The sequence below is a fragment of the Lunatibacter salilacus genome (genome assembly GCF_009797935.1).
Taxonomy (GTDB): Bacteria; Bacteroidota; Bacteroidia; order Cytophagales; family Cyclobacteriaceae; genus Lunatibacter; species Lunatibacter salilacus.
Map to the genome: position 1 here is coordinate 93057 of NZ_VOLC01000001.1, position 20095 is coordinate 113151.

The 20095-nt window shown below is 43.3% G+C and carries 17 protein-coding genes; 4 read left to right on the forward strand and 13 right to left on the reverse strand.

The features are described from left to right. Positions 1-2: 2 nt before the first annotated feature. The 3 genes from FQ608_RS00400 to FQ608_RS00410 form a co-directional block, all read right to left on the reverse strand. Positions 3-1172, reverse strand: coding sequence for a succinylglutamate desuccinylase/aspartoacylase family protein (locus tag FQ608_RS00400; protein ID WP_158855828.1), 1170 nt, complete (start codon positions 1170-1172; stop codon positions 3-5). Beyond that, positions 1162-3054, reverse strand: coding sequence for a CBS domain-containing protein (locus FQ608_RS00405; RefSeq protein ID WP_158855829.1), 1893 nt, complete (start codon positions 3052-3054; stop codon positions 1162-1164). The genes FQ608_RS00400 and FQ608_RS00405 overlap by 11 nt, the downstream gene beginning before the upstream one ends. 439 nt (positions 3055-3493) lie before the next feature. Continuing rightward, complete coding sequence (locus tag FQ608_RS00410; protein ID WP_158855830.1) at positions 3494-4906, reverse strand: L-serine ammonia-lyase; 1413 nt, start codon at positions 4904-4906, stop codon at positions 3494-3496. A 224-nt stretch (positions 4907-5130) separates the two neighbouring features. Here FQ608_RS00410 and FQ608_RS27945 point away from each other — a divergent pair, with 224 nt between their 5' ends. The 4 genes from FQ608_RS27945 to FQ608_RS00430 all read left to right on the forward strand — a co-directional run bounded on the left by FQ608_RS27945 (position 5131) and on the right by FQ608_RS00430 (position 8988). Then, positions 5131-5307: a DUF418 domain-containing protein gene (locus FQ608_RS27945; RefSeq protein ID WP_394351619.1), complete on the forward strand. Its 177-nt coding sequence runs from the start codon at positions 5131-5133 to the stop codon at positions 5305-5307. Between the two features lie 188 nt (positions 5308-5495). Continuing rightward, positions 5496-6212, forward strand: coding sequence for a sterol desaturase family protein (locus FQ608_RS00420; RefSeq protein ID WP_234363994.1), 717 nt, complete (start codon positions 5496-5498; stop codon positions 6210-6212). A gap of 6 nt (positions 6213-6218) precedes the next feature. Beyond that, on the forward strand, positions 6219-8069 hold the full coding sequence (locus tag FQ608_RS00425) for a 3-oxoacyl-[acyl-carrier-protein] synthase III C-terminal domain-containing protein (protein WP_158855832.1): 1851 nt from the start codon (positions 6219-6221) through the stop codon (positions 8067-8069). A gap of 22 nt (positions 8070-8091) precedes the next feature. Then, positions 8092-8988 (forward strand): DUF6999 family protein, encoded by an 897-nt coding sequence (locus FQ608_RS00430; protein WP_158855833.1) that lies wholly within the window; start codon positions 8092-8094, stop codon positions 8986-8988. Positions 8989-9057: 69 nt separating this feature from the next. Here the strand turns inward: FQ608_RS00430 and FQ608_RS00435 are convergent, their stop codons facing one another. From FQ608_RS00435 to FQ608_RS00480, 10 genes are all read right to left on the reverse strand, one after another. Continuing rightward, positions 9058-9867: an N-acetylmuramic acid 6-phosphate etherase gene (locus FQ608_RS00435; protein WP_158855834.1), complete on the reverse strand. Its 810-nt coding sequence runs from the start codon at positions 9865-9867 to the stop codon at positions 9058-9060. A gap of 19 nt (positions 9868-9886) precedes the next feature. After that, positions 9887-10690, reverse strand: coding sequence for an HpcH/HpaI aldolase family protein (locus FQ608_RS00440; RefSeq protein WP_158855835.1), 804 nt, complete (start codon positions 10688-10690; stop codon positions 9887-9889). Between the two features lie 12 nt (positions 10691-10702). Next, positions 10703-12952: a ligand-binding sensor domain-containing protein gene (locus FQ608_RS00445; protein WP_158855836.1), complete on the reverse strand. Its 2250-nt coding sequence runs from the start codon at positions 12950-12952 to the stop codon at positions 10703-10705. 813 nt (positions 12953-13765) lie between these two features. Next, a complete protein-coding gene (locus tag FQ608_RS00450) occupies positions 13766-14062 on the reverse strand; it encodes a type II toxin-antitoxin system RelE/ParE family toxin (RefSeq protein ID WP_158855837.1) in 297 nt (98 codons plus the stop codon). Continuing rightward, positions 14059-14274: an addiction module protein gene (locus FQ608_RS00455; protein ID WP_158855838.1), complete on the reverse strand. Its 216-nt coding sequence runs from the start codon at positions 14272-14274 to the stop codon at positions 14059-14061. The genes FQ608_RS00450 and FQ608_RS00455 overlap by 4 nt, the downstream gene beginning before the upstream one ends. 649 nt (positions 14275-14923) lie before the next feature. Continuing rightward, on the reverse strand, positions 14924-15391 hold the full coding sequence (locus FQ608_RS00460) for a helix-turn-helix domain-containing protein (protein WP_158855839.1): 468 nt from the start codon (positions 15389-15391) through the stop codon (positions 14924-14926). After that, a complete protein-coding gene (locus tag FQ608_RS00465) occupies positions 15372-15692 on the reverse strand; it encodes a type II toxin-antitoxin system HigB family toxin (protein WP_158855840.1) in 321 nt (106 codons plus the stop codon). Before FQ608_RS00465 ends, FQ608_RS00460 begins: the two co-directional genes overlap by 20 nt. Positions 15693-16199: 507 nt before the next feature. After that, positions 16200-17516 carry a sialidase family protein gene (locus tag FQ608_RS00470; RefSeq protein ID WP_317168873.1) on the reverse strand — a complete coding sequence of 439 codons (1317 nt, stop codon included), beginning with the start codon at positions 17514-17516 and terminating at the stop codon, positions 16200-16202. A 57-nt stretch (positions 17517-17573) separates the two neighbouring features. Further along, the gene (locus tag FQ608_RS00475; RefSeq protein ID WP_158855841.1) at positions 17574-18626 is read right to left on the reverse strand and encodes a polysaccharide deacetylase family protein; all 1053 of its coding nucleotides are present in this window, start codon (positions 18624-18626) and stop codon (positions 17574-17576) included. A gap of 27 nt (positions 18627-18653) precedes the next feature. Next, complete coding sequence (locus tag FQ608_RS00480; protein ID WP_158855842.1) at positions 18654-19757, reverse strand: sialidase family protein; 1104 nt, start codon at positions 19755-19757, stop codon at positions 18654-18656. Positions 19758-20095: the final 338 nt, after the last annotated feature.

Consider the following 20095-nt stretch of genomic DNA (forward strand, 5'->3'; position numbering starts at 1 on the left):
AACTATTCCCTGAAAACAAGCATTAGCCGATCAGACGAAGTCCGCTTGACTCTAAAGCCCAAAAGATGAAATATCTCCCTGGGAAAAAATCGGGTTATTTTGGGATTTGCCCAAAAAATACGAGGATTTAGGGTATCCACTCTTACTCCAGGCAAATAGGCAATCCATCTTAGTAAATTCAATCTCCGGAGCTGTGTCGAAATCCATAGCCAAAATCCGGAGACCGGCCTAATGATAAAAAAGCCGTCATCCCCCTCAGTTTGATAAAGGGGCATAAATATCAACCCAGACTGAACTGCGGAAATTTCCCCGGATTGGTCACTTGCCAAGATTTGGTTTCTTTCGACTTCTTGAAAATTACGAAATCCTGGGGCCATTTTGAACCCTGAAAATGGGAAGACGCCATGCCTATAAATGATTTCGTAGAATCCTGCAGAAAATTTAAATCCCAGTATAAGGGTGTTTTTCAGCTCATGGATCTGATTTTCAGTTAAGTAAATCATTCCCAAATGATATAAGAATAGCTCTACAAAAGCCGCATGCCTGTCTGCGGAGAAAGGATCATCATGCCTTCCCGCCTCAAAGCCCAACGCCGGAAATCCCAGGTCATTGACATAGCTCATCAAGGGGCCATCTAGAAACTCTTCTATACCTAGAATAAGGGGAATGGGGAAATTTTCCGCCAGCTTGCGGTTCATTATGGCATCATTGAAAGGGATAAAGGGTGCACTGTCAGCGGAAGTAGTGTGCAAATCCAAAAATACCAGAGGCAGTACCCCGTGCTTAGCCACAATGGAAGTTATCAGGTGGTCCATTGATTTTAGCTCATGAAGTTCGTGTATTTCAGGCCATTCCTCTTTAGGAGCATGCCTTACCAGGTCCAAGTTTTCCCTACTCCAAACCCTGTTAAAATCTTTGTGAACAAATCGCTGCGAGCGGTTTAGTGCCTCCACATTCCCGATCAACACATAAATATTTCCCCTCAAATCTCCTTCCAGGATTCGGTCTGAAGAAAAAAGTAATTTCATGGCGGCCAAAGCGGCCGGTTCATTGCCATGCATGCAAACCGTTATGACCAGGGTAGGAAAATCGTTTCCCTTAATATATTTTCTTAAAACACGTTGCTGCTTTATTTCGTCTATCTGTTCTTTTTTTTTAAACTCATTCAACATTTTTCTGAAGTTTTTTCCAGATCTCCTGGGTATCCTTATCTGTAATTAATCCTATCAAGTGATTTCCCTCCACGACCGGAAGGCAACTGATTTTTTTATCTACCATCAGCAACATGGCATATTTTGCATCTACAGTGGGTCCGATGGTTATCAAATCCTTTTGCATTATTTCTTTTGCCGTTATTAATGCATCCCCCTTTTTTTCCGCAAGATGCCTATCTATATTTTTACGTGTAACAAGCCCCTTCAAATTTCCTTTATCATCTTCAACCGGAATGTGCCGAATGTCCCTCCAGGTCATAATCTTGGCCACCAACTCAACCAGATCTTCCTCCTGCACCGTAATAAGGTCGGTAGACATGACACTGCCTATCCAATCATAGGAAATGGGGATCTCAGCACCTTCTTTGGCGGTAGCTATGGACCATTGATGGATAGGTTGACGACTCATCCTCCGCTTTTGCATCGCTGCGGTGACTGCCACCATGGCCTCCTCCCTGTTCATTTCCTTTTTCATCTTCCGAAAACTCTTCGTTAGCCAACTACTTCCGTCTCTCCCCGATCTTGCCCTTGCATCGATAATAGATAAATATTTATCCGAGTCTTTTTGACTTATACCTATAGATGCCAAACCCTCCCGAGCCATGGATATCAGCGTCTCAACTACAAGCTGAAGCGCAGGAACTACCTTCCCTTCCCAAATCATGCTGCTCTGAATGCCTGCTGTCGCCGCTTTGTAAAAATTACCCTTGGTATCTTCGAATGACAACTTACCCCAATTTCTGCGGTAATTCTGCGGCATCGCTTTCATTAATCCCACCCAAAAAGCAAAGTTCGCAATCTCATCCACGACTGAAGGTCCTGCCGGTAAGTAACGGTTTTCAATCCGTAAATGCGGGACCCCCTCAGTCACACCATAGCAAGGCCGATTCCATTTCCAAATAGTTCCATTATGGAGATTGAGGGCCTTCAGCCGTGGAATCTTTCCTGACTCAAGGGTTTTTAGGGAATCCTCCTCGGTCAGGTTCGTTAGTATCAAGGTAAACCGTGCTATGTCTTCCTTGTAAATTTCGGTAATTTCCCGAATCCACCGATCACCGAAGGACACCCGCTGTTGCCTTTCTCGGAGGTGGTACCCCTTACTTCGTATATCTATGCTTTGCTGGAAAAGCGGTATCCGCGTTTCGCTCCAAAGCTCCCTCCCAAATAAAAGGGGAGAGTTGGTACAAATGGCCAAGACGGGGCCAGAAATAAGCTGGGCCCAGTTATATTGATCCACAAAGTCCTCTGCTGATACCTGTAGATGACACTGAAAACTTGTATTACAGGCTTCAAAGAGAATATTCGTGTGGGCAAGAATTAATTCATCTACTCCCTGAATATTTAACTCAAAATCCTGACCCCGGAGTTTTTTGATAACCTCTCCCAGAGCGAGGTAGCGTGGATTTGGCGTCATGTGGTCCATTTGCCCCGACCGTATATCTATAGAAGGCAAGATACCTGTTAAGATAACTTGGCTGCCAAATTCGCGGGTAGCTTCATCTACTTTTCCCAAAAGCTGTCTGAGTTGCTTTTCCATAAGTGAAAAACATTGGTCTTTAAGCTCCAAAGGATCCAGATTTATCTCCAAATTGTAGAGGGCCAGTTCAGTAGTAAAATGGGTGTCATTAAGCCTGTTTAGGACAGAGGGCCCTACACGGGAAGGCTTGAAGTACTTATTTACCAGTGACAATTCCTGCTCCGCACCGATGCGTTGCCGATCTTTCTCGATTAGCCCCTTTTTCAGTATCAAATCAAGTGCCTCCAAATCGTTTAAGAGATATTTCAGAAAATGTCTTCTCTCAAAACCTTCGTCCCGGGCAGTGCTTTTTTGTTTTCCCATAAAATTTAATCTAACTTAAATTCTACCTCCAGTCTACAGTATTTCGACGAACTAGGTCGAAAAATGATGCCACGGATTAAGAATGAAGAAAATTACCGTCATTAATCCTGCGTCTTTTGTAATGTCTTTCATATGACCTACTCTTTTCCATATTGGAAAACCATATATAGGCATACATTATATTTGAAGGCATTTTAATTGAACCTTAAAATATTAAATATGTTTTGTTAATAATATTAGTGTTTTATTTCGTAAATTGTTTTTTATATCTGTAAAATCAATTTACATTTGAATATACAAAAAATCTGAAAGCCGCTTTGTGAAGTTGGAATGAATGTTTGGATTTCAAAGTAGGATTCAGTTTTTTGTAGTTGGTTATTTTTCAATGTAGGGTTTGCCTGGAGTTTCGTGTTTACATGAAACTCCGGCAATTTTTTTTTTAACAATCCACCCAGTTTACAGACAAGGCCAAGCCACCCTCAGAAGTCTCCTTATATTTTCCATTCATGTCTTTTGCTGTCTCCCACATCGTTTTGATAACTTTGTCCAAAGAAACTTTTGCATGCTCGGCCGAAGTTTCCAACGCGAGCTCGGCCGCATTTATCGCTTTAACCGCCCCCATGGTGTTTCGTTCGATGCATGGGACTTGAACCAGCCCAGCGATCGGATCACAAGTCAATCCCAAATGATGTTCCATGGCTATTTCAGCAGCTATAAGTACTTGAACTGGCGTTCCACCCATCATCTCGCACAAGGCCCCGGCTGCCATTGCACTGGACACTCCTATCTCGGCCTGGCAGCCTCCCATGGCTGCTGAAATCGTTGCCCCCTTTTTGAAAATGGAACCAAGTTCCCCTGCAACCAACAAAAACTTTCTTATATCTTCCTTTGTGGCCTCCTTGTTTTCAATGACGAGATAGTAAAGCAAAACCGCAGGGATTACGCCAGCACTTCCGTTGGTAGGAGCTGTCACAACCCTTCCCAAAGCTGCGTTTACCTCATTGACCGCCAAGGCAAAACAACTGACCCATTTTAATACTTTACGAAAATCTACATGAATATGCCGAATGGCCTCCATCCATTCCTGAGCAGAATTATAAATGGCTATCCCGATTAGGCCCTTGTGAAGGTCATAAGCACGGCGCTTGACATTCAGCCCTCCAGGTAAATGTCCCTCGCTGTGGCAACCGATATACATACTCTCCAGCATCGTATCCCACAACTTATCCAACCCTTCCATCACTTTATCCGGATCCCTTATACTGAGCTCATTCATCAGAACGATCTCGGAAATAGGCTTGTTTTCCTGGTCGCAATAGGTCAAAAGTTGACTGGCCTTTTCTATGGGAAAGGGAAAACTTTTGAACGTTTCCTCCAAATCCTGCGGGTTTGATTCCTGTTGGACAAATCCTCCCCCTATGGAATAATAAACTGATTCTATGGTCTCACCCTGAATGGTAGCCTGAAATTTCATCCCGTTAGCATGATAAGGGAGAAATTTCTTCAGAAAAACGATGTCCTCATCCGGATCGAATGGCATATCATGTTTCCCTTTGAGCGAAAGTATTTGAGTCTCCTTTATCCTGCCAATAGTAGCATCAATTTCGTCAATAGGAAATGTCTCCGGATGTAGGCCGCTAAGTCCCAACATCAACGCAAGATCGGTGGCATGGCCTTTTCCCGTCAGGGATAAGGAACCGTATAATTCAACCCTAATCCCTTCCACAAACTCAAGCCGATCGGAGCCCATTTCATCCAAAAATAGCAAGGCAGCCTTCCAAGGACCCAGGGTATGCGAACTTGAAGGCCCAACTCCTATCTTAAGCATATCAAAAACAGAAATACATTCCATATTATACGGTTGATGATTATTTAATACGAATTGCGTAAAACGACTTTTGTGGGGAAATTAGCCTACGAATAAACTACCAGATAGCCAAGTTACACAAATCGGTCCAATTAAAGTTTCTAAAAGGATCCGGGCATAGAATTATTTTTTCGGTAACTAGGATGTATTACTCCTTTCAACATTGGACATTTATAAACGCCTTTCCACTGCGGTTGAATTCTTAAATTATTTCAGATTCGGCGTTATTTCAGCTCGTATTGAGTGAAATTTGGCTGACGAATTTCCAATATGGCCCCGAGGAATGGATCTGGAAGTGTCTTCATTATGGAAGGCGTTTTCCGTTTAGAAGCCAGTACTACTTTTTGGGGTTAATAGCCGATTTACATTTTTTAAAGTATTTTTAGGGTTGTAATATTAATCTTTCTCCCCTATGATCAATTACATAAAAAAAAATGGAAAACAAGCTAATACCTGCTGGATGAAAAGCCTCATGCTCCCAAACGCTACTCCATTGTAGCAATCAACTTTTTCACCTATCTTCACAACGGAAGCCACGTATCCCACGTCTAGTCAGTCTCCCCGCTCACAATCAATGGAAGCCCTATTAGAACGCATCCTTTACCAGTATACCTACCTGGCCTTGTTTGGGTTGGCGGTAGCTTATTTTGCGATCCTTTACTTCGGTGTCGGTGCCTTGTTTTTACAAGCCTGTAGATTCCTCGAAAGTAGAAATTTTCTGCATAAAATATCGGAAAGAGAGATCCCAAAGGAACAGCTTACATTCGAAATCAAGCACTCCGTCCAGTCTATCCTAATCTTTGGGCTGTCGGTTCTTCCAATAATATACCTCGTAAGAATTGATGTTATCCAACTTTTGCCCAACATCTGGTTTTACGTTCTCATGGGCCTTGTTATTCTAACTCTATGGAATGAGGTGCATTTCTACGTAGTACACCGCATGTTACATCACAAATTTATGATGCAACATGTTCACTACATTCACCACAAATCAACCATACCGACGGTATATGCCGTATACAGTTTTCACTGGCTTGAGGCGGCTTTGCTAAGCACCATTCCATTGACCATAGTGCCTTTTATTCCCTTTTCCATGGTAGCGGTCTTTATTTATCCAACAGTAAGCATTCTGCTGAATTTTGCAGGCCACTGCAATTACCGGTTTGGGGATGGAAAGGGCGATAGCTGGAGGCTATTTGGGACAGCGCACAATGAGCACCATACCAAAGGGAGGAGAAACTATGGTTTTGCGTTAAATTTCTTGGATAAATTATTTTCCAAAGCAAAGTAGGACACAATGCACGAAGTATATATAACAAGTTCAGGTTCATTTATGCCAAACTCGGCTGTTTCCAACGAACAGATGGAGGATTTTTTGGGGCGGATTAATGGCAAAGATAGCCGCAACAAAGAGCGGGTGCTAAAGCAAAACGGGATCAAAAGCCGTTATTACGCTTTAAACGAACAACAGGAAACCACCCATTCCAACGCCCAAATGGCCGTAAATGCTATTGAAAACGCGCTGCAAAAAAGTAGCCTTAGGTCTGCTGATGTGGCTTTTTTGTGCACCGGAACTACCCAAGGGGATTTACCCATTCCGGGCTTTGCCAGTATGGTTCATGCGGGGTTGGGTTTTCACCGCTGTGAGGTTGCAAGCCACCAAAGTGTTTGTGCCAGCGGGATCATGGCGTTGAAAAATGCCTTTGCCCAAATTAAATCCAGAGAAAAGCAAAATGCGGTTTGTGTGGGAAGTGAGTTTGCAAGCAGGCTTTTCAAAGCCTCCCGATTTGAGGCTCAGGGAGTGGATAGCCTTCCGTTTTCGGTAGAATTTCTGAGGTGGATGCTTTCAGATGGCGCTGGCGCATTTGTGCTTCAAAATAAAAAAAATGAGATTGGAATTTCATTAAGAATTGAGTGGATTGACATAAAGTCCCATGCCAATGAATTTCCAGTCTGCATGTTTACTGGAAAGACGGACAATAAGAATGAAACCGAGCAGACCTGGCTGGACTATCCCAGTTATGAGGCCGCGTCAAAAGCTGGTGCCATCAACCTGAGTCAGGATCCGAGACTTCTGGATAGCCTTGTGAAAACAGGCGTGGCCCATTTTTTTGAATTGATTAATGAAGGAAAAATCTCCAGTGAAAAGATTGACTGGTTCTGTTGTCATTACTCTTCGGAAGTGTTTAAGGGGCCTATTAAGGAATTAATGCAAAAAGGGAGTGGAGAAATTTCCGAGGAGAAATGGTTTAGCAATCTCACAACAAAAGGAAATACGGGAGCTGCTTCTATTTTTATTATGCTTGATGAATTGATTTATAGCGGCAGGTTAAAAGTCGGAGATCAAATCCTGTGTATGGTTCCGGAAAGCGGCCGCTTTATTACATCGTTCATGCACCTCACGGTAGTCGGAGACAAAGAGCCGAAAGGAAAAGCGTATCCACTTCGTGAAATAGAATCGCCTGAATTACAGATAGCAAAATCTGAAACTTCAGAATGGCTGGTTCGCAACTTGGCGCAGGTATGGATTGACTTTGAAACTGAATTGCTTAAGGTACCGGTGGTCACCAAAATCCATGATGGAAAATTAAGTCTATCCGATTACAAGCTCTTGTTGACAGACCTCCGTCAACAGGTAATTGACGGCTCCCAGTGGATTTCCCGAGCGGCTTCCCATATTGATATCGGGCTTTTTGAGCTGCGTTCGGCCTTTATTAGACATACTGCAGCCGAACATAAGGATTATCAGATGTTGGAAAGAAATTATGAAGCACTCGGAGAGGATATTGAAACGATCAGATCTGGAGAAAAAAACATCGGCTCGGTGGCGTTGACCTCATTTATGTTTCAACAAGCCAGCAAACCCAATCCAATTGACTTGCTGGGCGCAATGTTTATCATAGAAGGAATTGGGAAGCGGCTGGCGGGATACTGGGGAAGGATGATTCAGGACCAACTCAACCTAAATGACGATCAGGTTTCCTTCTTTACCTATCACGGGGTAGCTGATGAAAATCATTTTCATAACTTGGAAAAAGCCCTGGATCATCCACAGATGAATGTGGATATAGCCAAGCGGATTGTTAAAACCGCAAAAACAACAGCCAAACTGTATATCATGCAGTTGGAAGAATTGGGCAATTATTAAAACACGGTAAAAAAACTACACTATGGATCATTTAATCCACGATGAAAGAGACCCTAACCCTTGGTTAGCACTATATCTTGACGACAGCATTCCAATAAATCCCACCACCAAGTTGGCCTTGATGCGGGACAACTCATCGAAATCGGTAAGGTACCTTTTACCAATTATTGAAGTATGGTCTAAAGTAACCATGTTCTTCATCCATATTTTCAAGTATTTCGTGCCCAGAGGAATTAATTCCTCCAGCGTACTGCATCGAATCTTGGCTTGGGGGTTGAAGAATTTCGTAAGCCCGGATGCCAATCTGCTTATCTTCCGCCACTTTCACGTCGGCACGGAAATCCTACAGTTTATCGCTGGAAATATTCCGGGGATAGAATTGATTGGAAATCCATTAAAACCTAAAGATTTTGAAAGTATAAAGGATGATTTGTTTCTGAAGCATGACTTGAACCTGTATAATTTTGTCATCAACCTGAACAAACAGCTGAAACAAAAAGGCTTGTCGATCCGACCACCCGAAAAAATTAATTTAAGCATGATCACCGAAGATCGGTTTGATCATATCGATTTTCCGAAAAAATGGACCAATATATTAGACCTTAGGTCGGCCATCGAGCTATTTACGCCCTTCTATCAGTTGTTTTTGACGTCTAATGATTTTATCCGGGCATCCAATTCACTGCAATTGGATGAAACAATCGCCATTTACACCTCGCAAATTCTGGCAACTCCAGCTCATTTGGGTTTGGTAAACAACAAACATCCTATGGTGCCTGTGACCACTTATAGTGCTGCATATCGGCTTGTATTACACGGATTGGCGGCGGAAACGCTGCATGAGATACTGGTAAAAATGAAGCTAAGCAAAGCTAGGGATGGAATTATTACGCCTCACATTATTGCACCAGTGCACTAGATAAATAAATAGGGGGGAAATTCCCCCTATTTTTACGTAATGAATAGTATACCTTCTCTAAGGAGAAATTTATTTACCTAAATGATCCAACGCTTTTCTAACGGAGCCCCTATCGAGAAGAAGTTGCTTGGCTAAGTCATACTCCTCCATTCCAGAGCGCGCCATCAGCATCTTCACCGCACGGTCGGTAATCTTGTCATTGATCAGTAAGACATTCACCATCTTATTGTCCTCCACCCTTCCCAACTGTACCATGGTAGTGGTGCTGATCATATCGAATATCATTTTTTGGGCCGTACCGCATTTCATTCGGGTACTTCCTGTAATAAATTCCGGTCCGGTAATGACCTCAATAGGTAAATCCGAATACTGCGCTATGGGTGTATCCGGATTGCTTACCAAGCATCCGGTGGGAATGCCCTTTGCCTGACAGGTTTTTAGAGATTCCAACACAAATGGTGTAGTTCCACTTGCCGAAATTCCCAATACAAAGTCCTTTGTGGATACATTATGGCTTTCCAAGGCCTTCCATCCTGCTTCTATATTGTCTTCTTCCTCTTCCCTTGCCTCGATCAATTGGTCAACTCCACCAGCTAGGATTACATTGACTACACCTTTGGAAATCCCATAGGTCGTCGGAAGCTCGATGGCGTCCAATACAGAAAGTCTACCCCCACTACCTGCGCCCAAATAAAACAAGCGGCCCCCATTCTTAAGTTGGGAAACGATCTTCGTTATCACCGCATTGATTTGAGGAAGTGCCTTTTCGATAGCCAAAGCCACTTTTTTATCTTCCCTATTGATACTTGCCGTTAACTCCTCCACGGACATCTTTTCCAAATGCCGATAAAGGGAATCCTGTTCTGTAATTTTTGTCATGTTTTTTTCTAGAATTATCTTAAATGGCTTGGGAATCATTGCCTTGACTAAAACTTTCTCCAATAGCCGATTTCAATTGGTGCATATCCTGCTGCAAACGCTGGTAAAATAAGGCAAAGTCAGAACTGTGAAGCACTAGGTTAACACCAGCTTCCATCCATCGGATCTGTCTTTCGGGTCCTTCGGAAAAATGAATGCCCACACTGAGGTTTCTGGTTCTGCAGGAATTGATTATTCGTATGACTGCAGCTTCAAAATCAGGATGGTCATATTGCTCTGGCAATCCCATACTGACCGACAGGTCATGGGGTCCGATAAACACTGCATCCAAACCGGGTATCTCCAGCAAGTCTTCCAAGCGGTCCAATGCTGCAACACTTTCTATATTGGCAATGCACCAGTTCCCCTTGTTATACCGATCCAAATAGGCCTGCAAATCCGGGGAGACAATCTCTTCTCCAGACAAAATCCGCTCCAATTTCCGGCCTTTCAAAGGCCGGAATTTCGTGGCACCAACCAACTCCCGAATCTGCATCGGGGATTCCAAATAGGGAGCAACGATCCCCTTAGCGCCAGCATCTATTAGCTGACAGGCTAAAAACGGATCCGGATTGGGGATACGGACAATGGGAAAAATACCCGACGCCGCAATCACCTGGCAAAGGTGCGAAACCTGAGTCCTGTCAAGGGCAATATGTTCGGTGTCGATAAATATGAAGTCCAACCCAACCCCCTTCCAAACTTTTGGCCATAGGGGGTTGAAAGATGTAATGCAGGTACCGAAAACCCGCTTTCCTTCTTTAATCTTGGTAAGAAACTTCATATGTTTTTCAATTTAATCCGTTATCTCCGGGCCGGAAATTACCCCCAAATATCGTCCCATCCAATAGGGCAGCAGCCAAATATCCCCTGCACTGCTTTCTGAGCGGCCCATACCACCGGCATCCAATCCAAAGCGGTTGGCGTTGTGCCTTCTTATCGGCAATTCATCCGGAGCCAATACCTCAGCCGTAGTCTGCCGTCGGAAGTTTTGTTCAAGAAGCTCAATGTCTTTGCGGTGGCTATTACTTACCGACCAGTTGACCAAATCCATAGGGTATTCTTGAAGATACCATATAGCTTCCTCCCGGTCAAAATTGTCAGGAGTTACCAGCGCTGTAAAGATATTCCAAAGTCCTTCCTTCTCTGGCCTTTCCGACTCCCAGTGGTCGATGATGGATTCCTTGTATTTTGCTTTGAGGGTGTCATTAAAGGCATACCGATACAGCCCCCAATAGCCGAGAAAGTACATTTCATCATCCGAATGATTCCAGGATTCCGAGAGCATTTCCGCCCATTCATCCGTTCCCTCCTCAGCTTTGCCAATTTGCTCCATGGGCACCATCATATTTTCCAAGTAACCATGGTCCTCCATCAGCTCAAAGGCTTTGGTTTTATAAATCTCCTTTTGTGTAAAATGATAGGCAGTCTGTAACATGGCCACGATATTGGAGGAATTAAGTTTTCGGTCGCCTACCATGCGTGGGAAATTGTTCACATAGTCCGGATGCCACTTGCCCCAAAGGGTGGGCTTGCCGTCGTAATCAATCAAATACCAGTCATTGTCCACAATATGCTGCATCAGGGCATCTATCAGACGCACCGCCTGATCCTTCAGTTCCTTGTCCTCCACTAACTCAGCCACTACGCCAAAGACAAATATATGTCCGATGGCTTCGTCGCTACTTGTCGTGGCCTTCCAGTCCCACTCCGGATGACTTGCATGCTGCCAACGGTCGGGATCAGAAAGCTGATCTATATATCCTCTGCGGGCAAAGGATCGGGATGGGAACCCTTCTACCGGATTAATAGTGTATAGTCTTTCCATGGCATCCATGGATTCACGGATATTTTGAAGTGCTTCGGCTTCTCCGGTTACCGCATAGCGGAAGGCTTCCCCTCCCAAGTACATGGATGTCCACAAGCCGTCATTGTCTGAGTCACCCAAGCGTCCGGTATTAATGTTCCCTTTTTCCATACCCACCAAGGAGGAATTGAATCCATAACGAATATGGCGTTCCCGAACCTGCTTGTCAAAAAATTCAGCTTTTTGCTGTAGAGTATGTTCGAAAAATTCCAGTTTGCTCAACCCCTTATCTGTCAAAATCAACACATCGTTGTCTTTGCCGGGGGCCAAGTGCTTGACTATATCTCCGGGAAGCCAGCGTTCGCCGAAATAGTAGTTATATTTCCCATCGTCCTTTTTCATAAACGCACCCTTTTCAGAACCGAACCAGAGGTTTCCATGGATTTCGGCAACTGTAGTCAGGACGGGCCATGGCAGTTTGTTTTGCCGATCGCCTACTTGCTGTTGGGTAGATACACTGACGGTGAAGTAGCCATCATTGGTTCCAACAATAAGATTCTTCCCTTCTTCTACTAGTGCGAAGCTGGTAAATCCAGAACCAGCAAAACCTTCTTTTACATTGTCCGCCCCGATCTGATAGCTATAGATTTTTTCTGATGTCAAGATAAAAAACCGGTCATTGGCAGTATCATAGGTCAGGTCCAACACCCTTCCACTTGGAATATTTCCTTTCCAAACCAAACTGGGATCCGCAAGATATGCAACTTGGCTGCCGTCGGACACCAGAAAGGAAAAATCCTTTCCTGCCTTAAAATGCTTGGCATTAGGCAGCCCGTGGGGTACATAAACCGCACCTGCCCATGCGTTGCTCAGGACCGCCTTATCGTCCAGGTAGACAAACTGATCCTGAAAGATACCCATATCCTTCAGGTTTTTGTCTTTCATCGGAAGGTAGGTACGGTCATTCACCATGGTGCCCGGATATAAAAATTGCCCATCATGCGGTCTTAACAATCCTTGATCTGAAAGGACTTGTAACGTACCATTTCTATCCATGAAGACTTTTTCCAAGTTTACACTGGGCTCTTCGAAATAATACTTCACACTGACTTCCTGTAAAAATGGAATGTCCACGTGGACGGTTTTTTCGGTACCTTGTTCTTGTTTGTCGGGGCTGCTGCAGGAAAATGCGGCAAAAAGGCCTAGGGCTACCGAGCAGCCGATAAGTGTTTTCTTCATGTTTGATAGGGGTAATTAAATAAATACAGTGTTTTGGGTGGTTAAAGAAATTGTCCGCTCCGGTTTTAGACCACAAGCGGACAAATCTACCAAACCAAACTAGTGATGTAGGTGGAAATAAATCCTCCCACTCGGTTGTATTACCGATTTGTAAATGTTTCGTACTATTGGACTGGGGAAAAAATATGTGTTGGGTTGAAGTATTTTTCCCACAAAACTTGTCTCAGGTTTTCAGGATTGCGCAGATGAACACGTAAAGAGGTCTGCGAAAATCAACGGGATCTGCGGGAGCTAATCCAAGTAACTAGACTTCACGCATTCTAAGGTTGTGGGTATTTATCTTAATGCCTACAAAAATTTATCATCAGCCAATGGCATTAGGAGATTAACCATAAAAAGAAATTCCCAGAAAAAACGGCCTAGTGGAAGAAACATCAAATTTGGCATCTAAAACTCAGTAAAAAAGCTTTCTGATGATAGAAACAATTAGATATGTAACAATATATGGCATCAGTAAAACTAGAATGAATTTAAAAATAAGATCCAACCACACTACTGTAATAAAATTTATAAAATCTTGAAAATAAAAGAAAACTAAAAAGGTCATAAGGCTAGATAAAAAAGCAATTCCTATCTTAAAATTAGTAGATATTTCCTTACCATTTTTATAAACGGTACGAAAACAAATCAATACAATTATCAGATAAAGAAAAAATGCAATTAAAATCATAGTTTATATGGACATCATTGAAAGAGAGGCATTTGGATAAAAATGAAAATAGCCCCGAACGTTTTATAATAGATGAATACAATTTATCCCTTTGCTCTCTTTTTCCAAATAGTAGGATTTCTGCTGGTATGAATTACGCCAAGTACACCTATGTTTTGGTTGGCAACTACAAACATAACCTGATATGGAAAGCGTTTCAAAAGTATACGCCGAACTTCGTTGTGTTGATACGGGTACTGAAATGGGTTATTTTGAAGATTGTTAATGGTCTCATCCAAGCTTAACAAAAATTCCTTCCCTAAACCCATTTTTCTGGAGTCGTACCAATCAATTGTTTCCTGAATATCTAAACGTGCCTCTTCTGAAAACTCTAATCTCATTTGCTTAGCTTTAGACTTTGCTTTACCTCCTCCCAAGAATAAGTCTTCGTCTCACCCTTTTCATATAAATCTAAACGCCTATCAATTTCTTTTTTCTGAGCTTCAGTAAATTCTATTTCAGTTTCTTCCGGCAAAGTATCCCAGATAGCTTCTACCAAGAAAATCCTTTCAGCTACACTGAGCTTTAAAATATCTTTTAGTATCGTTTCCATAGATAAAGATAACAATTTTCCTGACTTTCTGATTCACTGCTTTGAATGAATCGTTAAAAACGGCATGGTTTAGAACTTTTATTCCAAGTTATCTGAACCCCTTTCTAAACTTATTTCCTTCTATCCTCCGGTCCGGAATGCTTGTTTCCGGCAAAACTTGTCCCGGCTTTTCCGGATTGCGCAGATTATCACGTAAAGAGATCTGCGAAAATCAACGGGATCTGCGGGAGATTCTTTTTCCCGCGGATTTCGCAGATGTGCGCAGAAAGACATCCTGCGGAAATCAGCCAAACTTCACTCATTCAGAGGATGTGGGAGCTAATTCTAATGTCTACAAAAATTTGTCGTCAGCCATTGCAAATGGCATTTAGGGAATTTCGATTTTAATGAAAATTGCTGATAAAAAGGTGTAGTGGATACTACACCTAGACAGAGTAATTCCCCAATATAAGTCATAATTTTGCCATTCTACAATACATCCGACATCCGTTTCAAAATGCTTCTTCAACTATACCACCCGTAGCAGGATTTCTTACCACGGATTGCGCAGTTATACTCAGCATTACACCAACGATAGAAATCAGCGACATCCCGAAAAACCGGGACAAATTCTGCGAGACCTTAGTTCTTCTTCACAGATTAAAAATATCTAATGCAATAAGGCAGTCTTAGAGCCGGAATAATATTCTTTTATTGATGCATTACTTAGGAGCTTTTCTAAGATTTCCGGTTCCAGTTGTATATCCATATTACCTGCAATCAAAGATTCAAAAGGTATTCCCAAATATTTATTTAATAAAACTATCATTTTAAGAGTCAATGCACGCTTCCTATTCAATATCTCCGACACTCTAGTTTTTCCTCCCAATAATGGCGCTAAATCCACTTGCTTTAAACTCATCTGATCCATTCTAAACTTAATTGCTTCTATTGGATCCGGCGCACCAACTGGATAGTGTTCTTGCTCATATTTCTCCACAAGCAATGACAAGAGCTCCAATTCTTCACCCGCCGGACTATCAGGCTCAATAGCCTTCTCCGTACTGTGAATCAATGTGTAGATTCTATCACAAGCATCGTCATATTCCTGTTCCGTCTTAAGTATTTTGATTTTCATATCGTACTGTGGTTGCGTCAATTTTATCATATGCTGCATGAGTTCCAAACCAAATAACAAAAACTATCCTTAATTTGTATTCTACTTCAACGATCAAACGAAAGTCATTACCTTTTATATTGAAAACTACTCTCTTTGAACCTATGATACTGGCATTGCCATATTTCTCTTTTAATTCACTTGAGTTTTTCCAAGAGGAAGACCTGACTTCATAAATCCAAGCCTTCAAAGATTCTTCGGCCTTTTGGTATTTGCTCTGCTTGCAATACTCAGTCAGCGTTTTCTCTTTAATGATCCTCATACGCTTCAAAGATAACAATAGTTACCTTAATTGGTAACTATTTATGTTTTTATTTTGAGAATGAATTCAAAAGGCTGGTTAAAAAAATCAAAAACAATCCCTTAGTAGTTCCAGCCCTGTTCCAAATTTCACTTGAGATGTACGGTCGAAACTATACGTATACCTAGATATCTTTTTTGCGAAAATGAACGCAGAAAATTCTCACTCAGCGGAGATCTGCGATATCTGCGGGAACTACTCGAACCAACCCAACTTCGTCCATTCAGAGGTTGTGGGGGCTTATTTTTAATGCCAACGAATATTTGTCACAAGCCATTGCAAATGGCATTTAGCAAATTCCAACTCCAATGGAGATTGCTGATAGAAAGGTGTAGTGGATACTACACCTAGAGAGAGATGGTTTTCCCGCAGATTGCGCATATGTACGCAGAAAAACATCAGCGAAAATCAGCGCAATCTGCGGGACCCTTTTAGAAACCTTTGATTTCCTACCAGACCCCCAATACCCTACTCATTATACCTCAGAATCTTCTTAGGATTAACCACGATATATTTAATCGACTTTTCATTTTTATCCGGATGAAAGGAATAAGTCAAATGCAGGTTGCCTCTACGGTCTTCAATTAAGCTAGGGTAGCTATGGCCGCCTTTATCTTTATCCCCGTCCTCCAGGTATACTTTCCATTTCCAGGTTTCTCCCTCATCATCGGAAAGGTATAATGCAACCCTGTACCTGCCATCATCCACATCGTTTCCTAAAAATGCCCAATGACCGGAGCTTAGCACGTGCAATTCCACGCTCGCTGTATTTGGAATGTCTGTTTTTTCTGTGGCTGACCATGTATAGCCCTGATCTTTAGAAATGCTTTTGTGTACCCGGGAAGGGGCGTCTCCGCTATCCCGCATATAGGCTACTATGTCTCCGTTTTCCCTCCTTGCAAAAGCGGGCTGAATTGGTCCTCGCCCTACGATGGGTAAACTTGGCGTCCAGGTAATTCCGTCATCGTCTGAAATGGCTGCCATTGAGAAATTAAATCCATCAGAATAAAGCGGCAATAAAATCCGCCCATTCGGTAAAATCGAGGGCTTAATCCGGGTCATCCAGCCTATGCTGCTTTTTTTGCTGTCGCTGCTTGCGGCTATAATCATATCATCATAGGAAGGCGCATATTCTGCCCAGCCCAATTGAGTGTCCGGAAGTTCCTTGAAACGCAGCTTAACTTCCTCCTCAAATTCCGCCCCTGGCTTTAAAAAGATATTATCCTGCCAATCCCAAATGGGTGCTCCCGCATTGGCATAGTTGGTGGACGTCCGAACCCGCAGGATGGATTGCTCCCATCGGTTTGCCTGTACGGCGATCCATACCAAGAACAGCTTGCCTTCCCCATTTAAGAACAATACCGGATTGCAATCCGGAAGATGGGGTGTGTCTGCCATCAGAAAGGGACTTCCCCATTGGTTGTCCCGTCTTCTAAGTCTGGCTCCCATAATGCGTACATCATCGGCCGTACGCTCTCCGGAACCCTGAAACCAGGCTGCCAAAAAATCTCCATTGGGCAGTTCTACCAAGGTGCTGCCATGGGCATGTTCCCCCTGAATAGGAAATATCAATAGCTCATTTTCTACCACATCCTCCTTAGGTACGATCTGGCCAATGGTTACATCTGCCGCAAAGTAAGCTAATGCAAAAAGTAAAAGAAATTGTTTCATATGTTTATAATTGTCTGTTAAAGGCGATACCCTGTCCCGGTTTTCCGGTATAGCCTGCCCCATTCTCGGGAGAATCTCGCTTGGATAATCATCCCTGTGTGTGACGAACAACATGCTGGATTTTATGTAATTTTGTTTTTGTAAAAGGAAAGATCTAACTAGCTTGGGAAACTACTTAACAGCCTGTCTCCGCTCCATCACTTCCTTCCAGGTAGTCAGCAATATTCCTTCTTGCTCAATAAACGCTTTCAATTCCGGATCTACCATTGCTAACATATCGGCATAGCGGGAACCACCTGACCCGCTAATTCTTCCAAAAACTTCATTGTCCCCATTGCTATGGATAATGATCATCGCCAGCCCCGGCTCCATTTCGGTTAGTACTTCCTTGAACTGCTCTGTTTTATATTTCCCCCATTCTTCCGGAGTCGGGTCTCCATCGGGCTTCCATCCTCCACTCACCGAATGTAAATCATCCAAAACTGGCAACCCCAGACTCCATATCTTTTGCCCAATTGCAGGTGCTTGAATCATAAGGTCGTTTTTGGGAAGCTTCATGCCTGCCGTGTACTTGCCTTCTTTTTTCAAGCGTTTGATGACATTTTCATTCATCGACATGCCCAATAACTTTAGATTTGTGCCACCGGGGAACATCACAGGGATTCCGTATTCGGCTCCAACCTTAATGTATCTTTCCATAAAAGGAGCATGGTAAAATAGGGTTCCCATATGACTGTCCAAATGAGTGGGCTTCAAGCCCATGGCCATTGCCCGATCTATTTGGGCACGGATCTCAATCTCGATCTCGTCCGGTGACGCATTCTGGACCACTTCCTGTACCGAAGACCACAACGCACCTTCCTCATCGATCAGTGTGGGAACAACCTCCCGGCCGGCGACTGGATGCCAGCGGTAGGATCCCCACTCAGACGTAAGCGTGAGGTGGATACCGGCGTCCATGGGTTCGGTCAAAGCGTACTTGGTAAACGCCGCCGACCACGGGCACGGCATCATAATGCTGCAGGAGGTGGCCACCCCCTCTTCAATAGAGCGGATGGTTCCGGTATTCGACTCATACGACATTCCCGCATCATCCACGTGGAAAATCACCACTTTGGTACCGGACGGATAGCCCAGTTTTTCGGCATAGGTTTGGGTATTTTGGGCAATACTTGTATTTAAAATCCCCAAAGAAAGCAGCAATCCACTACAAAATTTTTTCATTCTAACTGATATAACGGTTACCTAAAGTCAGAGTGATCTTTCGATCTCTCCTTTCCAAAACGCAATGCGCTGCCTATTCCACGTATAACAGGCCACTAATTTCCCGTCTTCATAGAATATAGCGGGATATGAAAGCTCATCATTCTCATTTTCACCCTTTTCGATATCGAACTTGACGGGCCATGTTTTTCCATTGTCTTCGGAAATGGCCACGGTGATGGGATATCTTTTTCCCCAATTGCCGGATACAGGATTGAAAATTAAAGCAATTTTTTCCCCTCCAAGCGGAGCGATATCAATCCCGCTGTTGTTGTTTGGCAGATCCGTCTTTTCAATTTTGGACCAAGTTTTTCCATAATCCTCCGAATCGCTACGGCAGATTTGTCCTGTCGAGCTTCTCATCAGCATATGAACATGGCCGGGTTTGGATTCCCAAAGTGCAGGTTGGATAACGCCTTCGCCGGTAACCTCATTCCTGTCAAGCTCTAGTTTATCCGTAGCTGTCCAGGTTTTTCCTCCGTCCTCGCTTCGGTCTATAATCACATCCCATACTTTGTTGTCTTCCAGCGAAGCCGGTGCAAGCCAAGTTCCGTTTGACAGGACTAACATGTGGTTTCTCACCGGCCCACGGCCACCGGTATCACCCGGTACCAATTCCCGAGCATCAGACCAGGTTTTACCTTTGTCTGCCGAGTATTGTACCCAAGTTTCCCAGTCATCGATTTCTTTCCCTACTTTGAAATAAAGATACATTTTTCCGTCGGGGGCGTTGAAAAGTACCGGGTTCCAGTGGGGGTCGTTTCGGATTTTGGCTACCAACTTTGGTTCCGACCAATCATTTAACTTTCCTTGGGAAAGCCAAATCCCCACATCGTCATGCTTTTCATAGGAACCCGCAAACCAGGAAACCATATAGGTCCCGTCACCGACTGGGGCAATCGTCGAGGCATGACATTGCGCAAAGGGGCGGTCATCTCCGAAAATATGCTCGTATTCCAAGGTTTTTATTCCTGTTATCTTGGACTCAACCACTTGTCCCTGTTGTTGTGAAGATTCAGAACTTGAATTGCCACAGGATGTAGCTCCTAATATCATGGCAGTAGATAGTACAGCCAATACAGTTTGTTTCATGTGTCTATAATTTTTTTTCAGCGGTCACATGGAATCTCGCATGGTTGATAGTCATCCCAGTGTGTGACGGCTACGTCATGCTCGATTTCATCTGTTTATAATTGTTTTTTAATGGCCACATGGAATCTCGCTTTGATAATCATCCCACTGTGTGACGTTTTCGTCATGCTCGATTTCATGTGTTTATAATTGTTTTTTAATGGTCACATGGAATCTCGCTTTGATAATCATCCCACTGTGTGACGTTTTCGTCATGCTCGATTTCATGTGTTTATAATTGTTTTTTAATGGTCACATGGAATCTCGCTTTGATAATCATCCCTCCGTGTGAGGTTTTT